Origin of the sequence: Sulfurimonas sp. (genome assembly GCF_047622445.1) — a bacterium.
GTDB lineage: Bacteria > Campylobacterota > Campylobacteria > Campylobacterales > Sulfurimonadaceae > Sulfurimonas.
Genome location: NZ_JBLHOE010000021.1, coordinates 1 through 16,790 on the forward strand (window position 1 = coordinate 1; position 16,790 = coordinate 16,790).

Here is a 16,790-nt window from a genome sequence, read left to right on the forward strand (position 1 = left end):
GAACTAGATAGTGGGCTTGAATTCATGAATATTAATAAGCAACTTGCAGATGATTTACATGTATCGAAAGTTGATTTTGTTTCTCTTGCATTTATGAATCACATTATAAAGCACTATGCAAAAAAAGACTTTATATATGTATAGTGAGAAAAATTTAATTTATATTTTCACTATGCTTGAATGTATTGAAAAAACTTGGATTTATACCAAAGGCTTTAGTAATCCTAGTGACTTAATATGGTCAAATGAACAAATAGAATTCAATGCTACTATTTCACTTTTTATAGCTATTGGAGAAGAGTCAAAAAAAATTGAACAATTACTAAAAGACTCAATTGTATGTGATTTTTCATGGAATGATATAGCCGGAATACGAGATAAAATCTCACATGATTATAGAGGTGTTGACGCAGATATTTTATGGATAGTGATACATAAAGATTTAAAAAAGCTAAAACTGCTTTAGTAGAAATGGTAGATAAAATAAATCCATCGAAGGAACTTTTAAAAGAGTTCTTGTCAACTAAATATTATCAACACATACAGTACTTAAGTTAAGCGGACTTTTAGCGGACTTGGTGCTTTTTCAATGAAGATAAAAAACACTCAAAACAATGTAGTACACGACAGGAGAGCAAGTTCATGTTACCAATATACTCAAAATTTGTCATTCAGTAAATGATTGGAATAGACCTCATTAAAACTTCTCGAATGGATCACTTAATAGAGCGATTTGGAGAGAAGGCACTTCTGAAATTTTTATCTGAAAATGAAATTAAACTTGTTAAAAACAATAAAACTGCTGCTGGTTTTTGGGCTGTAAAAGAAGCTGTTTCTAAGGCTTTAGGTGTTGGGATAGGAAGTCAATGTAGTTTTCATGATATTCTTATATCTAAGACAGCTAAGGGTGCACCAAAAATTAAACTCTCTGAAAAAATCACTCAAGAGTTTAATGTAAAAAATGCAAGTATCTCTATTACCCATGATGGAGAATATGCTATCGCGGTTGCTGCGATAGAAGTAACTTAGCCACCACCTACAAAGTCTAACAACTCTAATTTATCACCATCGTTAAGAATATGTTTCTCCCAAGCATCCTGCTTTACTATCTCCATGTTTATAGCCGCCGCCATTACTTTACCTTCTAAGGAAAGTATCTTTAAAATATTCATTAAGCTTATATTATCATCAAAGTTTTTTTCTTTACCATTAATTATTATCTGCATATTTTCTCTTTTTTATAATTTATAGTGACATTGTATCTATTTTAATTTAAGTGTCACTAATATCTTGCTATACTGAGTAGATAAAATTTATTATAAAGTTAATACATGGCAGATGCAAACAATATAAAAAGCTATACAAGTAAATTATCGGTACTCTTTGCAGAAGACCATGAAGAACTACGTATCAATACTACAAATATTTTAAAAACTCTCTTTAAAAGTGTAGATAGTTATACAAATGGTGAAGATGCTTTAAAGCAATATATAAAGTACAAAAATGACAATGATTCTTACTATGATCTCGTACTTTCAGATATCCAAATGCCTAAAATGGATGGTATCGAATTAACAAAGAATATTTATGAAAGAAACCCTTCTCAATCAATTATAATTTTATCAGCTTATGATGAAACAGAGTATCTACTAAAATTAGTCAACCTTGGAATTGAACAGTTTATTAAAAAACCTGTTGATTACCAAGAACTCTTAAATGTATTTTTAAATGTAGCTAAAAAAATTGCTAAAACAGAGCATGTAGCTAATCTCAAAGAGACGATTTCTTTAAGTAATAATGTAATCTATGATTTAAATTCTAAAGCGATTCATGGTAATGGGAAAAATATTTATCTCACAAAATTTGAAATATTTTTTATGGAATTACTTTCATCTAAAATAGGAAAAATTTATTCCAATGATGAAATCACTTTACATTTTGCCGCCTTAGATGAAAATATAGATAGCTCAAATATTAGAAAACTGGTCTCAAAATTGAGGAAGAAACTGCCTGATAACTCTTTAGAAAGTATTTATGGCATCGGCTATAAACTTATAAAATATTACGAAGAGTAACCTTTAGGATATAGAAAGCTCAAGTACTATTTCTCGAACTTCATTCGCATCAAAAAATATATTACGAGAAAGTTCATCGCTATATTCTTTGATTAAGGCTGTCTTTTTAGAAATACGCAAAGCTTTATCATTTCCAAGACTTTCTAATGCACTTACTAACTTTCCTTTATATTCAGCGATAATTTCCACTTTTTTCTGTTTTTTTGTTTTTGCTTTAACTTTTGTATTACTCGAACGGAGAGTCAAAACTATAACAGCAACAAAACCAACAATTCCAACTATTGAATATAATATCTCTGCATCCATTTATTAAACCTTTGTATTTTTATAAGTCATTGTACTAATCTAAATATTTATTTGAACTTAATTTTAAGGAATTTTAGAAGAAGTCTATTAGCTTTTATAAGCCTTGTTTGATTATAATACTTTTATAACAAATAATATGGATGCAAAATGAATAGATCACGTTTACAACATCAATTGTCAGTTTTATCTCTTTCTATGTTTAGAAAAGACTTTTTTGGAATTTATCATGGATCTATCTCAGCTAAAACCGAGTCAAATCGTTTTATTATTAACACCAAAGAGGCTGTATTTGACGCTATAGATGATGCAAGTCTTATAGAACTATATTTTAAAAAAGACTACAGATGGAACCAAGCAAGTATCGATGCTCGAATACATTTCAATATCTATTCTCAAGTTTCAGATGCAAAGTTCATTTCCTTTTCAATGCCTCCCTTTACAACGGCTTACTCGCTTGAGCATAACATTATTGCACCAAAAGATTATTTTGGATATAAAGAGATAGGTTCTCTAGAGATAGTTGATCCAAAACAATTCGATGATTGGTATGATAGAGCTGAGAGTGAAATTACTTATTATTTTCAAACAAAAAAAACGAATATCATGGTCATTCGAGGCTATGGGGTTTACGCATTTAACAGAGATCTTCACGAGATGGCAAAACAACTTGCTATTTTAGAAAAAAGTTGTCGTATCTTAATGCTTGACAGTAGCAAAAGTGATTTTAATTTTGATTAAAAAAGGAAACATATGGCTTTTATAGAAGTAGACAAAGAAGATTTTCAAGAAGTATTGGATAAAGAATTTGCTAAAAATAACATTGTAATTTTGAAATTTACTTCAGAGTTTTGTGATGCATGTATGGCGCTCGGGTTTGAGCTAGAAGAGCTTGATGATAATAATAACAATATCTCTATCATAGAAATTGATTGTGCCCAATCAGAAGACTTGGCATATGCTTATGGAATAAACCAAGTTCCTACAATGCTCATCTATGAAAACAAAGACTCGAAACTGTGGCATAAAGAAGGTGTTATGTTAGCGCAAGATATGCAAGAAATTATAGCCCAAGTATAGCTTCATAAGCTGTATCCATCATAGTAGATAACTCTTCATCATTCATAATATACGGTGGCATAAAATAAATCACATGTCCAAGAGGACGAAGTAAAACTCCTTTAGAAAGCCCGTATTGATACACTTTTAAACCGATTCTATCTTCTGATTTATAGCCTTTAAGTTCTACTACCGCAACCATCCCTCTTTGCCTGATAGAGGCTACATTCCCTAAGTCTTTAAATTTTTGCAATCTATCATTCATTTTAGCAGCTAAGATTTTATTTTTTTCTACAATTTTATCATTTTCAAAAATATCTAAAGTAGCATTTGCAGCCGCACAAGCAAGAGCATTTCCGGTATAGGAGTGAGAATGTAAAAATGCTTTATGCTCATTGTAGTCACAATAAAATTTTGCATAAATCTCATTTGATGTTAAAACAACAGAAAGTGGAAGGTATCCACCAGTCAATCCTTTTGAAAGCACGATAAAGTCAGGAGTGATGTTTGCAATTTCACACGCGAAGAGTTCACCTGTTCGACCAAAACCCGTCATAACTTCATCTGCAATAAGATGTACATTGTACTTTGTACAAATATCACGAACTAAAACTAAGAACTCTTCATGATACATGTGCATATAACCAGCAGCTTGAATTAAAGGTTCTAAAATAATTGCACTTATATCATCTGCTCTTTGCTTACAAAGAGTTTCAAAGTCAGCTGCTGCAATTTGTGCTGCTTCAAGACTCATATCTTTTGGTACTGTCGTTTGTAAAGTTTCTAGTAAAAGTGGTTTATATGTATCTTTATAAAGTTCTACATCACCAACACTCAAAGCCCCTATCGTTTCACCATGATAAGAGTTTTTTAAAGAGACAAAGATCGTCTTATTTTTTTCTCCATCATTAAGGTGCGCATGATAACTCATCTTTAATGCCACTTCAACAGCACTTGAACCATTATCAGAATAAAAACATTTGTCTAAACCCCTTGGTGTTAACTTTACTAATCTCTCAGAGAGTCGAACAACTGGCTCATGAGTAAAACCTGCTAAAATAACATGTTCTAAAGTATCCAGCTGCTCTTTAATCTTTTCATTTATATATTTATTTGTATGACCAAACATATTTACCCACCAAGAACTGATACCGTCTATATAACTATTACCTTCAAAATCTTCTAAGTAAACACCATGTGCTTTCTTTATTGGGATAAGGGGTAAAGTTTCATGATCTTTCATTTGTGTACAAGGGTGCCAAAGTACGTCTAAATCTCTATTTTTTAATTCTAAATTATTCATTGATTATCCATATTTAATATATAATCAATTATACACTATAAAGGTAATACAATATGAAACTACGCTTAAGCATTCTCAGTATATTTTTTCTTTTAAGTTCTCTAAGTCAAGCAAGTACAATGTATACACTTTCAGATATAAAAAAAGTCTATCCAATTGTAAAAATTATGACTAAAGTAATTCCTCCAACTTATAAAAAAATGATTCATGAAGAAATAACTGAAACATTTAAAGAACTAAATATAGATTACACAGGATATGATCGAAGATCTTTTATGATTCTAGTCAAGGCTATGTCTGTAAAAAAAGATTTCGTAATTACAATTGAGTTACTTATTCGTGAAGAGGTTAGAAGAGTTAACCCTAATACAAGAACGGTTGGAGTTACATACATAAATAGATCTTCATTTATCCTCACACCCGAAGATGATTTAGAAGATATGTTTGACGACTCACTAAGTATTCTATTAAATGAATTTTCACATCAATACAAAGAAGAAAATAAGGCTATTGTAAAAGTAAATATTCACGGAGATAATTTTGCACAAGAAATGGGATATGAAACTTCTTATAAAGTAGCTGTAAAAAAAGCTAAAAAATCAAAAAAAGATATTCTACTTTTTGTAGTTACAAACCATTGTCCTTGGTGCCGAAAGTTCGAACAAAGAGTCTTAGTTAAGAAAACAGTAAATGATTTAGTCCAAAAAAATTATATTCCACTCATCCTAAATAAAGATAAAGATAGCTTTCCAAAAGAATTTCACAATCCTTTTTCACCTGTCATACATTTTGTTGATTTTAAAAGTTTAAAAAGCTATGAAACCGTTGTTGGCTACAACAATAGACAGGAATTTTTGCATCTTATCAAAAAAGGGAAATAAACACCCCTATTTTATGCATATTTAATAAGAATTTACCTAGAATAACAAAAATAATACAAACAAGGTTTTTTATATATGATTACATGGATGCAAAGACATAAAAAGTACCTCATTATCACAATCTGGATATCAACAATCGCTTTTGTTGGTGCTGGATTTGTTGGTTGGGGACAGTATAGTTATGGAGATAAAGCTGGAGCAGTTGCAAAGGTTGGGAATATTGAAATAACTATGGGCGAACTTCAAAAATCATACTCAAGACTATACTCACAATACAACAAAGTTTTTCAAGGTAACTTTGATGAAGAAAAAGCAAAAAGTTTTGGTCTACAAGATCAAGCTCTCAATCAACTTACAAATCAAGCACTTATTCTAAATCTTGCTGAATCTTATGACTTAACAGTATCTGATACAGAACTTTTAAAAGACCTAATGACTCAAGAAGCTTTCTTCAAAGATGGGAAGTTTAACAAAAGTATTTATAAAGAAACACTCTCAAGAAGTAATCTAAACACGAAAGAATACGAAGATGATGTTAAAAAACAACTTTTAATTCAAAAAGTTCTTGCACTTCTTCCAGTAAAACAAAGTGATGGCGAAGCTGCTATTATAAATACAGTAATGAATATTGCTGATAAAATTGAGTATAAAGTACTTGATGATTCAAACCTTAGTGTTGATACATCAGATTCTGCATTAAAACCTTTCTGGGAAATGAAACAGCAAGATTTTATGACTGAAGTATCGTATGAACTAAAATACATCAAACAAGAAAGAATAACAAAAGAACATACACAAGAAAAAATAGACTCACATTACGCTGAAAATAGAAATCATTTCAAAGATGTAGATGGTAAAATTCTAAGTAAAGATGTGGCACATTCAAAAATTCTTGATGAACTTAATGCTAAAGCAACAAAAGATATGGCTTTAAGAGGCTATATAGCATACAAAAAAAGAAAACTTTCAGATGGTGTGGAAGTAAAAACTGCTCTTATTTCAAAAAGCAACAATCCATTCAACCAGGAAACAATTGAGAAAATTGAAGGGTTATCTATTGTTTCACCATTTTTGAAACCTCTCAATGTTGATGGTGAATACTTCACATTTGAATTGATTAAAATAAACCAATCAGTAACAAAAAGTTTTGAAGAAGCAAAGGCATCTGTATTACCATTGTTTATAACAACTCAAAAAAGAGAAAAACTTTTTAAGCTAGCCAAAGATATGCAAGATTCTTTTACAGGTATAAAGACTGATTTTATTACAAATCAAGATACATCTAAAATCACTGCCCTTTCTCTTCAAGAAGGGAATGAATTTTTAGTACAACTTTTTAATAGTTCTTCAAAAAAAGGCTCTATAACTTTGCAAAATGAAAAAGTTATTTTATACAACATTTTGGAACAAAAATTGCTTGATAATTCAAATATAAGTGATGATTCTATAGTTAAGATAAAAAGCTCTATATTTAATGCAGGATTAATTAAAAATCTTAATTCTACATATAAAACTGAGATTTTCATCCAAGGACAATAAGTTGAGTAAAACTATTTTAGCCATTGATATAGGATCAACAAAAATTTGTGCAATCATCGCACAAATAAATGAAGATGATTCAATTCAAGTTATTGGTGCAGGAACTACAAAAGCACAAGGTTTAAAAAAAGGTAGTATTACCAATATAGAACTCGCTTCTAAATCTATAAAAACTGCTGTTGCTGATGCAAAACGCGTAGCAGGTAGTGACATTAAAAAAGCAACTGTAAGTATTTCTGGTGCGTACACAAAAAGTTTAAACTCAAATGGAATTGTAAATATTCCAAACAAAGAAATTAGCTTTAAAGAGATTGAACGTGTTATGCAGACATCTCTTTACAATGCAAATATTCCTAATGAGTATGAAGTACTTCATGCCCTGCCTTTTAACTTTAAAGTTGATGATCAAGACTTTATAGAAGATCCACTTGGAATGAATGCTTCTAGACTTGAAGTTGAAACACATATCATCACAACACAAAAATCAAATCTCAACAACCTAAAAAAAGCTGTTCGAGGAGCTGGTGTAGAAGTTGAAAATGTAATTCTTAATGGATATGCTTCATCAATAGCTACAATTAACTCAGATGAAAAAGAACTCGGTGTAGCAGTAATAGATATGGGTGGAAACACGAGCAATATTACAATCCACATTGGAAACTCCATTAAGTATAATGATTTTTTAGGTGTAGGTTCTAACCATGTAACAAGTGACTTATCAATGGCACTACATACTCCTTTAAATGTAGCTGACACAGTGAAGTTAAACTATGGCTCATTACTAACACCAACAAACGATTTAATTGAACTTCCTATCATTGGGGATGAAACAAATACACATGAAGTATCTTTAGAAGTTGTTCATAATGTTATTTTTGCTAGAGTTGAAGAAACACTTATGATTCTCGCACAGTTTATTGAAAACAGTGGACTTAAAGAGCAAATGGGTGCAGGTGTTATATTAACTGGTGGTTTTTCTAAAATGGAAGGTATACGTGATTTAGCAGTTGCAACCTTTGGTTCTATGCCAGTACGTATAGCAAAACCCCTTGAACTTGATGGACTCTTTGATAACCTTCGCGGGGCAGAATATTCTAGTGCCATTGGACTTGTTCTGTATAGCGCATCATCATATACGCCCTATGAAATCGATGTAAACAAAAAAGTACGTCATTCTAATGAAATTCCTTCATCAGATATGGAAGTTAACCTAAAGAATGATCCGGAAATACCGATTGTACCACCAGTACAAGAAGATAAAGTAAAAGCAGATACAATGGTTACTCTACCATCACAAAAAGAGAAGAAAAGTGATGAAGCTGGAGCTTTCAGTAAATTTTGGAACTGGGCTACCCAGTTATTTTAAAGGAGAGTAAGATTATGGAACCATTTTTAGTAGAAGAGGCAAGTAATATTAGTGGCGCTAGAATCATCGCAGTTGGTGTTGGCGGTGGTGGTGGAAACATGATTAGTCACATGCTCAAAGAGGGCGTGACTGGCATTGAAATGTTACTTATAAACACAGATGCACAAGTTCTTTCAGAGAATAATGCAGCGTCTAAGATTCAGATAGGTTCAAAGCTTACGAAGGGTCTTGGCGCAGGTATGAAGCCAAACATTGGTAAAGAATCTGCATTAGAAAACTATGAAGACATAAGAACTGCACTTGACGGTGCTGATATAGTATTTATATCTGCTGGTCTTGGTGGTGGAACTGGCACTGGTGCTGCACCTGTTGTAGCTCAGATTGCTAAAGAAGTTGGTGCACTAACAATTTCTGTAGTTACTAAACCTTTCAAATTTGAAGGAAAGAAAAGACTTAAGCTTGCAGAAGATGGTCTCGAAGAACTTAAAAAAGAAAGTGACTCTATTGTTGTTATTCCAAATGACAAACTTCTTTCAGTGATTGATAAAAAGCTTGGTCTCAAATCAGCTTTTAAAATTGTTGATGGGGTACTTGCTCAAGCGGTAAGTGGTACATCTGGCGTTATCCTTTCAAGTGGAGAACAAGATATCAATCTTGACTTCGCCGATTTACAAACCGTAATGAGTCACAGAGGTATGGCACTTATGGGTGTTGGTGAATATGAAGGTGATAATGCAGCATATGAAGCTATCAAAGCAGCTATTGAGTCTCCATTACTTGACAACATGTCAATTAATGGTGCAATGGGTGTTCTTGTTCACTTTAGCGTTAATCCTAACTTTCCTATCTTTGAGATGAGTGAAGCAATGGAAGTTGTAAATGAAAGTGCACATGAAGATGCTTCTGTTATCTTTGGTACTTCTACTGATGAATCACTTTCAGAAGAATATGTAAAAATCACTATCGTTGCAACAGGTTTTGAAAAAGAACTAACAAACGATACCGAGTATGTTGGCGATGCTAAACCTGTACCAAGAGCAGTTGTGCGTCCAAGACTTGTTGTTGGTGGAGACTATGATAGCGACTACCTGGATATTCCAGCATATATGAGACAACAACAAGACTAAAAACCATTGTACTCCTTTGAACAGCTCATAAAGGCCAAAACTCTTCTTGGCCTTCGTGAAACATCTACCCGAAAAGAAATCAAACTCAAATATAAAAATCTTATGAAAAAATGGCATCCTGATATGCATACGGATAATCCAGATAAAGCAACTAACATGAGTATGAAAATTAATGAAGCCTATGAAATAGTATTAGATTATTGTAATAACTATGAATATAGTTTTGATGAAGACAAAATAAAAAGGGCTTATTTTACACCAGAACAATGGTGGCATGACAAATTTGGAAATAGATAAACAGAAGTTAACGAATTCTTAAAAGTAATAACCTTCTTACAAAAAGTACAATCAAAGCAACTGCTAAAATTTTAAAATCTATCTCACTTGCTATATGAATATTATGGAAAGTATCACTTTGTGTAGCTTCTTCACCAAGTGCTTGCAATTCTAAAATTTTTGGGGCATAAACTCCAGAGAACATTAATGAAGAAAAGACCACTATCGCCGCACTAGCAAAGGCGATAGCATCTCTATTACCCATTTTATACTGAGCTGCTTCAAAGATAGCCACAAAAGTAGCTAATCCATATACCCAATAAGAGAACCTATGAAATATTTCACCCATGATCATTCCAGCATTATAATTATTTATTATTACTTCTGTAAGAATTCTATCTGTGTGAAAAATCACAGGAGCAACAAAAGCACCGAGAACTATAACACCACCAAAACTCGCTGCTAAAATGATTAAGTAACTAAAATCTATATATATTCTTTTGCTCAAGTTTTATAACCTTAGTGTAAAGCCTCTATCAAAGTCCGCTAAGTCTTTGTAAAAGTCTAAATGTTCAATTTTTGTATCTTTTAAATATGATGTAATTTTACCATTTTGGTCATAACCCATCTCACAAGAAAAAAACTTAATATCTCTTTTTAAGGCTTCATCAAGAAGCGCCTTAATTATTTCATCGCCCACTTTACCACCAAAAAGTGCATTTTGTGGTTCATAGTCTAAATTAGACTCTAGTGATACTCCATCTTCTATATAAGGAGGGTTTGAAACTAGATAATCTATCTTCTCATCCACTACATCTAGTAATGAGCCTAATCGTAATTCAATTCTTTTTTCAAATCCAAATTTTTCAATATTTATTTTTGCTATATTAAGAGCATCTTGAGATATATCAACTGCAATAAACTTAGCATTTGGAAATTTCTTTGCAAGCATAATAGAAATTATGCCACTTCCCACTCCAACTTCTACAAACTGCAGCCCATCTTGAGGATTTTCAACATATTTTATAACTTCATCTATTAAAATTTCTGTTTCAGGACGAGGGATTAAAGCACCCTCTGCTATATAAAATTCTTGGGAGTAAAAACTCACTTCATTTACAATATATTCAAAAGGTTCATTTTTAGCACGTCTGTCTACCCATTTGAACAAACGCTCTGTATTTGTAACGTCAGTGTTTTGATTTGTAATTAGCCATAACTCATCTACATTTAAATGAGCCATAAGAAGAAGTTGCGCTTCTCTTGAAGCTCTGGGTATCTTGTGTATTAAAGACTCTGTTATAGCCTTTAATACATTCTTAACTATATATCTTGATTCCATGATCCCTCTAATGAACTTTCTACTTCACCAACATCCATGCCTAGAGCCTTCAGTCTCTCAATAACAGGAGGATGTGTGTAATGGAAAAATATATATAATGGATGTGATAATGGAAAACTTTTGTTTTCGGTTACAAGCTTTTGAAGTGCATTTGCAAGTTCAATTGCTCCACCTTGTCCACCTAACTCACTTCCCATTTTATCTGCTTCATATTCATTATGTCGACTTACTATCCCCATAATAGGCATCATTAAAAATCCTAAAACAGGCATAAAAAGAAGTAATAAAATCATCACTAAAGCTGGAGATTCATTCATACCAAGTTCCAAGTAAAGAGACTCTGGTAAATTTCCAAAAATTGCAAACATTACTAAAAGCATGGATCCAACTAAAGCGATATTTTTATAAATGTCACCATGTGCAAAATGTCCTAGTTCATGTCCAAGTACTGCAAGTAATTCTCTTGTTGTAAGTTTTTCTATGAGAGTGTCAAATAAAACTACACGTTTCGCTTTTCCAAATCCACCAAAATAAGCATTTAATCTTGCATCACGCTTAGAAGCATCACTTATAAAAACACCCGAACTTACAAAACCCGTTTTATCCATAAGTGATTTAATTTCACCATCAAGTTCTTCATTTTCAAGTGGAGTCAGTTTATCAAAAAACATCGCACGAAAAGCTGGATATAGCATATTTATAAGAATAACAACTGCAAATATAAATACAAAACTCCACAACCACCAAAGATCAAAGTTTAATATAATTGTATAAATTCCCCAAACAACCAAAGAACCAAAGAACAATGTCATCGCAAATGAGATTACAGTATCTTTAATCCAAAGTCCAAGTGACGATTTATTAAAACCGAACGCTTCATCTAAAACAAATTTCTCATAATATCCAAATGGTAAAGATATAACAGAGCCGATTACAAGAAAACTCATAACTATCGCAATATTCTGCAACGCATCATTTTCTAAAAATATATTTTGCTGTAGTAAAGAAATACCAAAACCCATCCAAGCTACAAACACTATATATTCAAAAAATGTACTAACCATAGTTAATTTTTCTTTTGCGACAGCATAATTTCCAGCAGTAACAAATTTTTCAGCATCAAGTAAAATTGCTTTTTTTCTTTTGGCTGTATTTATATATCCAATTTGCATTACACTTGTATAGATAGAGATTAAGACGTAAAGAGTGTATACAGATACTATTGTCATCAACATGGTATTACCTTAAATTAATTTTCGTATTTTATCATGATTTATACAGTTTATTATCGTATAGGCATAGTTTTCACTGTTTCTTCGACTGGAATCGCATCATCTACCGTACCGTATATATTTGCAATGATTGCATATATAACACCCATAATTATTATTGAAAAAATAATCGCTATTATTGTTCTCTTCTTTTCACTATCTAAATTATTATAATCACTAATTGTTTCTAAACTTGGCTCACTCATACATACTCCTATATTTCAATTATTTATATTAACAAATTCTTAATACTAATATAGTACACTTTGCCAATTAACATGATGTTTTAAGTCTTTTTTTTGGATTCTTAATACGTCACAAAAGGATATCAATGAACAAACTGTTACTGAGTACTCTACTTTTTTCTGTAACTCTCTTTGCAAACGAGGGTTACAATGTATATAAAAAAAACTGCAAAACATGTCATGTAGAGATAATGAGTGTCAAAGATGTTATGGCAAACCTTTCAAAAATGAAAGCTCCTCCTATGGTAGAAGTCTCAAGTAGACTCAAAGAAAACATCAAAACTAAAGATGAAGAAGATGATGTAGACCGTCATTTATTTATTCTTTTTGTTAAGGATTACATCATGCATCCAAATCTAGATTTCAGTATGTGCCATGCCGGTGCCCTAGAAAAATTCGGGACAATGCCTTCAATGAAAGGTCAGATTAGCCCAAAGGAAGCACATGCAGTAGCGGTTTGGTTATATGATAGGTATGAAGATATAGAGTTTAAATAACTCTATATCTAAGAACATCTTTATATACTGTAATCAACTACTTTAGATTCCATTGTCACACTTTTAATCAAGGCAACAACTTCAAGGTGTGTTGGGTGGACTGCGTATGTTTTTAAATCTTCTTTAGAATTAAACGTACTATAAAGAGATAAATCAAATGCTCTCTCAGACTGATTGAAATCTACCCCAACTTCGATGGACTTAAGCTCATCAATTTTTTGAACTAAATTATTAAGTGCTTTTTCAACTTTTAGTATATTGTTGTTTTTATCTTCTTCTTTAAATTTAAACATAACGATATGTACAATCATCTTAATACCTTTTTTAGTGGAAGTGTAGCATAATTGCTAGATGAAAAGAGTATTGAAAGAACTATATGGAAGTGGGATTTTATTTTTTTATTTTATAAAATGGCCTTACTTTGTAGGCTACATTTTCCTTTATAATTACGGACTTAACAACAACTTTATACTCGATATATTGTGGTTCTTTTGTGGATTCTTAATTGTAAAGGACTTCTATAGAAAGTATAAAGAACTACAATCTAAGAAAGAAGAACCTAAAGAATAGTCTTCCAAAAAAACTCAGCTATTAAGACTATGAAAAAGATTCCAGCAAGATTTAGAATAACCCCATAACGAATCATATTTGTAACATGTACAGCTCCACTACTCATTGCGATAGCATTTGGGGCTGTTGCTATTGGAAGCATAAATGCATAGCTCGCACATACTGTTGCTACCATCATAAAAAGTGTCGTATTTATCCCTGCTTGCTCTGATACTGCATAAATTACAGGGAGCATTATAGATATCAAAGCTGTATTTGATGTAATCTCAGTTGTAAACGTAATAAGTGAAGCTACTGCTAAAAGTAAAAGTATTGGCGGTAAATCTGTCATAACCAAAAGGTATGCAGCAACTGCATCAGCTAGTCCTGTTGCACCAAATGCTTTTGCAATCGAAAATCCAGCTCCAAATAAGAACATAATCTGATAAGGAACCTTATGTGCATCTTCCTTCCACTCTAATATATTAAACGGAGGAGCAAACATCATCAAACCTACTCCTAAAAGTATCCCAGCCTCACTCAACCCTAATCCTGCCCAAAAAGGCTTCATAGGTGCATTTATAAGAAGTAATGCTATCAAACCACCCATAACCATCAAAACTTTCTTCTGATTAGTATCTAAAAGAATTTTCTTCTTTTCTCTATGAATAGCTACATTTGGAACCCCATAACTAAGTACTAAACTTACCACTATAAACATTACAATAACTAAAGGAAACACCATCCAAATCCATTGAAAGAATGGAATCATTTCCATACCTTTATCACTCATTATTCCAAATAAAATCAAGTTTGGAGGTGTACCAATTGGTGTCATAATCCCACCAACATTTGCACCATATGCAATAGCAAGTGCAAAACGCATTTTTAGTTTAATATCATCTGTAATAAACAATGCAATTGAGATAAGTAAAAGTGTAGTAGTAGTATTTGAAAGTATTGAACTCAATAATCCAGCTGAAAGAGTTAAAGAAAATATCATTCCCCTTGGAGTATTTGGGAAAAGTCCTAAAATTTTATCTGCTATATACCTATGAAGATTTGTTTTTTCAACCGCAATAGCCAGTAAAAATCCACCTAAAAATAGATATATAATAGGATGTGAATAATTTACTGTCGTAGCCTTAGTTGTTAAAATATCAAAAGATGGAAATAGTAAAATAGGAAGCAGTGAAACAACACCTAAAGGAAGTACTTCATTTGTCCAAAGAGTTACTAAAAAGGCTATAAGACCCAAAAGTATAGATTGTGGTGAAGTAAATATACTTAAGGCAACTGCAAATACTATCAAACCTATCAGTATCGCTAATGCTATCTGTTTAAATTTATCTTTATACTTATGCAAACTATTCTCTCTTCATTTTAAACTTATCATTTAGTCTATAGAAATATTTTTCATCTTACAATATTCTTCAATTTCAGAATCATTTCTAAAATAATCATCACAAAAATTTTCTAATTCATTTTCTGCAGATGTATAATATCGTTCACTTGCAGATAATGTTTTTTCAGTAAGCTCTATAAAACTCTCATATTTTTTATTAACTCTACAAAGTTTGTCTATAGTTTTAAAATCTAATTCTTTAAATTTTGATTGAAATAATATTTTACTTTCATATGGGTTGGATTTAAGTTCTATAATACCAATACCAAAAGATTGATTTAATCTTTCCATTTCATCTTTTAAGCTGTTACTTATTTCATGTGCAGCTAAATAACCATAATTAGCCCAACTAGAATTTGATACAGCTTGAAAATAATATTTTTTCAATTCATAATCTGTATTTATCTCTCTTTTAATTTCATATGATGTTATTTTAAATGTATCAGCCTTATTTAAAATTTTCATAAAAGCATTATTAACCTTGGATGTTAAATGTAAAAACTCAATCCCTATCATATCTGGATGTATCCATTTCTGATGTTCATCCTTAGTATTTTTAGACTCTTCATGTAATATAGTTTTTGAATATACATTTTTATTCTTTAAATAGCTGCTTAATAATTTATGTAAATCTCTTTCATAATACGTCTTTTTAACTTTTTTTTCTTCTTTAACTACTTCACTCGAAGTGTCGATTAAGTTACTAATACTTTGTTCATATTTTGATAAATAATACAAATAATAATTTCCAGTACCCTTCACTCTCCTAATCCTTGAATCATCATTTCTAATGAAACTTCCAAGCTGTGCAGAAATCGTAGCTTCTGGTGTTTTTCCTTTATCGAAACTGTAATACCTATTTTCAACTATATGGTTATATACATCATTATGTGTCGCTAAATTTTGTATATCATCTAAACTTGTTAATATTGCTTCTTTAATTGTCATATAGTACCTTTAGTTCAAGAAAACTCATTCTACATAAACTTTACTTTATAAAAACTCATTTTCACAACCACTTGACAAAATAATTGAAATTGCACTACAATTGTATATACAATTAAAAAGGCTATATTATGAAACAAGCAATAAATATAAGACTTGAAAAAGACGTTGTCCAATCTTTAGATGAATATGCTCAAGAATTAGATAAAACGAGAACTAGTCTCGTTGAAAAAGCTATTGATATGTATTTTGATACACTAGATGAGATGGTAGCAGACAAAAGAATAGATAACCTCAAAAGTGGAAAGTCTACACTTGTATCTATGGAAGATGTTTTTAAAAAAGCTGGTATAGATGTATAAAGTAGCATTTGATAAAGATGCACAAAAAGAGTTCCTAAAATTAAATAAAGAAATACAAGAACTACTTTCAACTAAAATATTAGATTTGCAAAAGGGGAATTTTACAAACGATAAACAGCTTAATGGAAAACATAAAGGGAAATTTAGAAAAAGAGCTGGTAATTACAGAATCATTTACCTCATAGAAAATAACTTACTAGTTATAGCAGTTATTAGAATTGCTCATAGAAAAGAAGTTTACTAAA

At 31.3% G+C, this 16,790-nt stretch carries 23 protein-coding genes; 13 read left to right on the forward strand and 10 right to left on the reverse strand.

Annotated features, from left to right (window positions below; all coding sequences use genetic code 11):
* Positions 1-136 precede the first annotated feature (136 nt).
* Both ACI9TV_RS06400 and acpS read left to right on the forward strand, forming a co-directional pair.
* A complete protein-coding gene (locus ACI9TV_RS06400; RefSeq protein ID WP_415249940.1) occupies positions 137-466 on the forward strand; it encodes a DUF86 domain-containing protein in 330 nt (109 codons plus the stop codon).
* A gap of 212 nt (positions 467-678) precedes the next feature.
* The gene (gene acpS / locus ACI9TV_RS06405) at positions 679-1,029 is read left to right on the forward strand and encodes a holo-ACP synthase (protein ID WP_415249941.1); all 351 of its coding nucleotides are present in this window, start codon (positions 679-681) and stop codon (positions 1,027-1,029) included.
* On the opposite strand, the gene thiS is transcribed toward acpS, so the two are convergent.
* The gene (gene thiS, locus ACI9TV_RS06410; RefSeq protein ID WP_415249942.1) at positions 1,026-1,226 is read right to left on the reverse strand and encodes a sulfur carrier protein ThiS; all 201 of its coding nucleotides are present in this window, start codon (positions 1,224-1,226) and stop codon (positions 1,026-1,028) included. The two genes, acpS and thiS, sit on opposite strands and share 4 nt — an antisense overlap.
* A gap of 105 nt (positions 1,227-1,331) precedes the next feature.
* Here thiS and ACI9TV_RS06415 point away from each other — a divergent pair, with 105 nt between their 5' ends.
* Positions 1,332-2,075: a response regulator transcription factor gene (locus tag ACI9TV_RS06415; RefSeq protein WP_415249943.1), complete on the forward strand. Its 744-nt coding sequence runs from the start codon at positions 1,332-1,334 to the stop codon at positions 2,073-2,075.
* A 3-nt stretch (positions 2,076-2,078) separates the two neighbouring features.
* On the opposite strand, the gene ACI9TV_RS06420 is transcribed toward ACI9TV_RS06415, so the two are convergent.
* Positions 2,079-2,381 carry a hypothetical protein gene (locus ACI9TV_RS06420; RefSeq protein WP_415249944.1) on the reverse strand — a complete coding sequence of 101 codons (303 nt, stop codon included), beginning with the start codon at positions 2,379-2,381 and terminating at the stop codon, positions 2,079-2,081.
* Between the two features lie 147 nt (positions 2,382-2,528).
* Here ACI9TV_RS06420 and ACI9TV_RS06425 point away from each other — a divergent pair, with 147 nt between their 5' ends.
* Both ACI9TV_RS06425 and ACI9TV_RS06430 read left to right on the forward strand, forming a co-directional pair.
* A complete protein-coding gene (locus ACI9TV_RS06425; protein WP_415249945.1) occupies positions 2,529-3,119 on the forward strand; it encodes a class II aldolase and adducin N-terminal domain-containing protein in 591 nt (196 codons plus the stop codon).
* Between the two features lie 12 nt (positions 3,120-3,131).
* Entirely contained in the window at positions 3,132-3,458 is a 327-nt protein-coding gene (locus ACI9TV_RS06430; protein ID WP_415249946.1) for a thioredoxin domain-containing protein, read from the forward strand.
* Here the strand turns inward: ACI9TV_RS06430 and ACI9TV_RS06435 are convergent.
* Positions 3,442-4,740 carry an adenosylmethionine--8-amino-7-oxononanoate transaminase gene (locus tag ACI9TV_RS06435; protein ID WP_415249947.1) on the reverse strand — a complete coding sequence of 433 codons (1,299 nt, stop codon included), beginning with the start codon at positions 4,738-4,740 and terminating at the stop codon, positions 3,442-3,444. The two genes, ACI9TV_RS06430 and ACI9TV_RS06435, sit on opposite strands and share 17 nt — an antisense overlap.
* A gap of 53 nt (positions 4,741-4,793) precedes the next feature.
* Here ACI9TV_RS06435 and ACI9TV_RS06440 point away from each other — a divergent pair, with 53 nt between their 5' ends.
* The 5 genes from ACI9TV_RS06440 (at position 4,794) to ACI9TV_RS06460 (ending at position 9,950) form a co-directional block, all read left to right on the forward strand.
* A complete protein-coding gene (locus tag ACI9TV_RS06440) occupies positions 4,794-5,621 on the forward strand; it encodes a thioredoxin family protein (protein WP_415249948.1) in 828 nt (275 codons plus the stop codon).
* 75 nt (positions 5,622-5,696) lie between these two features.
* Positions 5,697-7,160, forward strand: coding sequence for a peptidylprolyl isomerase (locus ACI9TV_RS06445; protein ID WP_415249949.1), 1,464 nt, complete (start codon positions 5,697-5,699; stop codon positions 7,158-7,160).
* A gap of 1 nt (position 7,161) precedes the next feature.
* On the forward strand, positions 7,162-8,526 hold the full coding sequence (gene ftsA / locus ACI9TV_RS06450) for a cell division protein FtsA (protein ID WP_415249950.1): 1,365 nt from the start codon (positions 7,162-7,164) through the stop codon (positions 8,524-8,526).
* 14 nt (positions 8,527-8,540) lie between these two features.
* On the forward strand, positions 8,541-9,653 hold the full coding sequence (gene ftsZ / locus ACI9TV_RS06455; protein WP_415249951.1) for a cell division protein FtsZ: 1,113 nt from the start codon (positions 8,541-8,543) through the stop codon (positions 9,651-9,653).
* Between the two features lie 6 nt (positions 9,654-9,659).
* Entirely contained in the window at positions 9,660-9,950 is a 291-nt protein-coding gene (locus ACI9TV_RS06460; RefSeq protein ID WP_415249952.1) for a J domain-containing protein, read from the forward strand.
* A gap of 7 nt (positions 9,951-9,957) precedes the next feature.
* On the opposite strand, the gene ACI9TV_RS06465 is transcribed toward ACI9TV_RS06460, so the two are convergent.
* From ACI9TV_RS06465 to ACI9TV_RS06480, 4 genes are read right to left on the reverse strand one after another with little or no spacing between them, the layout of a single operon-like run.
* Positions 9,958-10,437 carry a DUF4149 domain-containing protein gene (locus ACI9TV_RS06465; RefSeq protein ID WP_415249953.1) on the reverse strand — a complete coding sequence of 160 codons (480 nt, stop codon included), beginning with the start codon at positions 10,435-10,437 and terminating at the stop codon, positions 9,958-9,960.
* 3 nt (positions 10,438-10,440) lie between these two features.
* Entirely contained in the window at positions 10,441-11,271 is an 831-nt protein-coding gene (gene prmC / locus ACI9TV_RS06470) for a peptide chain release factor N(5)-glutamine methyltransferase (RefSeq protein ID WP_415249954.1), read from the reverse strand.
* Positions 11,253-12,506, reverse strand: a complete 1,254-nt coding sequence (locus tag ACI9TV_RS06475; protein WP_415249955.1) for a M48 family metallopeptidase — start codon at positions 12,504-12,506, stop codon at positions 11,253-11,255. Before ACI9TV_RS06475 ends, prmC begins: the two co-directional genes overlap by 19 nt.
* 50 nt (positions 12,507-12,556) lie before the next feature.
* A complete protein-coding gene (locus ACI9TV_RS06480; protein ID WP_415249956.1) occupies positions 12,557-12,748 on the reverse strand; it encodes a hypothetical protein in 192 nt (63 codons plus the stop codon).
* Between the two features lie 125 nt (positions 12,749-12,873).
* Between ACI9TV_RS06480 and ACI9TV_RS06485 the strand changes: the two genes are divergently transcribed.
* The gene (locus ACI9TV_RS06485) at positions 12,874-13,284 is read left to right on the forward strand and encodes a hypothetical protein (RefSeq protein WP_415249957.1); all 411 of its coding nucleotides are present in this window, start codon (positions 12,874-12,876) and stop codon (positions 13,282-13,284) included.
* 20 nt (positions 13,285-13,304) lie between these two features.
* Here the strand turns inward: ACI9TV_RS06485 and ACI9TV_RS06490 are convergent, their stop codons facing one another.
* The 3 genes from ACI9TV_RS06490 to ACI9TV_RS06500 form a co-directional block, all read right to left on the reverse strand.
* Positions 13,305-13,595 (reverse strand): Dabb family protein, encoded by a 291-nt coding sequence (locus ACI9TV_RS06490; protein WP_415249958.1) that lies wholly within the window; start codon positions 13,593-13,595, stop codon positions 13,305-13,307.
* A 248-nt stretch (positions 13,596-13,843) separates the two neighbouring features.
* Positions 13,844-15,199: an SLC13 family permease gene (locus tag ACI9TV_RS06495; RefSeq protein ID WP_415249959.1), complete on the reverse strand. Its 1,356-nt coding sequence runs from the start codon at positions 15,197-15,199 to the stop codon at positions 13,844-13,846.
* A gap of 30 nt (positions 15,200-15,229) precedes the next feature.
* Positions 15,230-16,186 carry a hypothetical protein gene (locus ACI9TV_RS06500; RefSeq protein WP_415249960.1) on the reverse strand — a complete coding sequence of 319 codons (957 nt, stop codon included), beginning with the start codon at positions 16,184-16,186 and terminating at the stop codon, positions 15,230-15,232.
* A gap of 128 nt (positions 16,187-16,314) precedes the next feature.
* Between ACI9TV_RS06500 and ACI9TV_RS06505 the strand changes: the two genes are divergently transcribed.
* Together ACI9TV_RS06505 and ACI9TV_RS06510 are read left to right on the forward strand one after the other, a co-directional pair.
* Positions 16,315-16,545, forward strand: a complete 231-nt coding sequence (locus tag ACI9TV_RS06505; RefSeq protein ID WP_415249961.1) for a CopG family transcriptional regulator — start codon at positions 16,315-16,317, stop codon at positions 16,543-16,545.
* A complete protein-coding gene (locus tag ACI9TV_RS06510; protein WP_415249962.1) occupies positions 16,538-16,789 on the forward strand; it encodes a type II toxin-antitoxin system RelE family toxin in 252 nt (83 codons plus the stop codon). The genes ACI9TV_RS06505 and ACI9TV_RS06510 overlap by 8 nt, the downstream gene beginning before the upstream one ends.
* The last annotated feature ends 1 nt before the right edge of the window (position 16,790 follow it).

Coding starts and splice junctions, on each gene's coding strand:
- ACI9TV_RS06415 (WP_415249943.1), top strand. CDS start 1,332: ATGGCAGATGCAAACAATATAAAAAGCTATACAAGTAAATTATCGGTA.
- ACI9TV_RS06490 (WP_415249958.1), bottom strand. CDS start 13,595: ATGATTGTACATATCGTTATGTTTAAATTTAAAGAAGAAGATAAAAAC.
- ACI9TV_RS06505 (WP_415249961.1), top strand. CDS start 16,315: ATGAAACAAGCAATAAATATAAGACTTGAAAAAGACGTTGTCCAATCT.
- ACI9TV_RS06445 (WP_415249949.1), top strand. CDS start 5,697: ATGATTACATGGATGCAAAGACATAAAAAGTACCTCATTATCACAATC.
- ACI9TV_RS06435 (WP_415249947.1), bottom strand. CDS start 4,740: ATGAATAATTTAGAATTAAAAAATAGAGATTTAGACGTACTTTGGCAC.
- ACI9TV_RS06485 (WP_415249957.1), top strand. CDS start 12,874: ATGAACAAACTGTTACTGAGTACTCTACTTTTTTCTGTAACTCTCTTT.
- thiS (WP_415249942.1), bottom strand. CDS start 1,226: ATGCAGATAATAATTAATGGTAAAGAAAAAAACTTTGATGATAATATA.
- ACI9TV_RS06510 (WP_415249962.1), top strand. CDS start 16,538: ATGTATAAAGTAGCATTTGATAAAGATGCACAAAAAGAGTTCCTAAAA.
- ACI9TV_RS06440 (WP_415249948.1), top strand. CDS start 4,794: ATGAAACTACGCTTAAGCATTCTCAGTATATTTTTTCTTTTAAGTTCT.
- ACI9TV_RS06430 (WP_415249946.1), top strand. CDS start 3,132: ATGGCTTTTATAGAAGTAGACAAAGAAGATTTTCAAGAAGTATTGGAT.
- ACI9TV_RS06500 (WP_415249960.1), bottom strand. CDS start 16,186: ATGACAATTAAAGAAGCAATATTAACAAGTTTAGATGATATACAAAAT.
- prmC (WP_415249954.1), bottom strand. CDS start 11,271: ATGGAATCAAGATATATAGTTAAGAATGTATTAAAGGCTATAACAGAG.
- ftsZ (WP_415249951.1), top strand. CDS start 8,541: ATGGAACCATTTTTAGTAGAAGAGGCAAGTAATATTAGTGGCGCTAGA.
- ACI9TV_RS06400 (WP_415249940.1), top strand. CDS start 137: ATGTATAGTGAGAAAAATTTAATTTATATTTTCACTATGCTTGAATGT.
- ACI9TV_RS06480 (WP_415249956.1), bottom strand. CDS start 12,748: ATGAGTGAGCCAAGTTTAGAAACAATTAGTGATTATAATAATTTAGAT.
- ACI9TV_RS06475 (WP_415249955.1), bottom strand. CDS start 12,506: ATGTTGATGACAATAGTATCTGTATACACTCTTTACGTCTTAATCTCT.
- ACI9TV_RS06420 (WP_415249944.1), bottom strand. CDS start 2,381: ATGGATGCAGAGATATTATATTCAATAGTTGGAATTGTTGGTTTTGTT.
- acpS (WP_415249941.1), top strand. CDS start 679: ATGATTGGAATAGACCTCATTAAAACTTCTCGAATGGATCACTTAATA.
- ACI9TV_RS06425 (WP_415249945.1), top strand. CDS start 2,529: ATGAATAGATCACGTTTACAACATCAATTGTCAGTTTTATCTCTTTCT.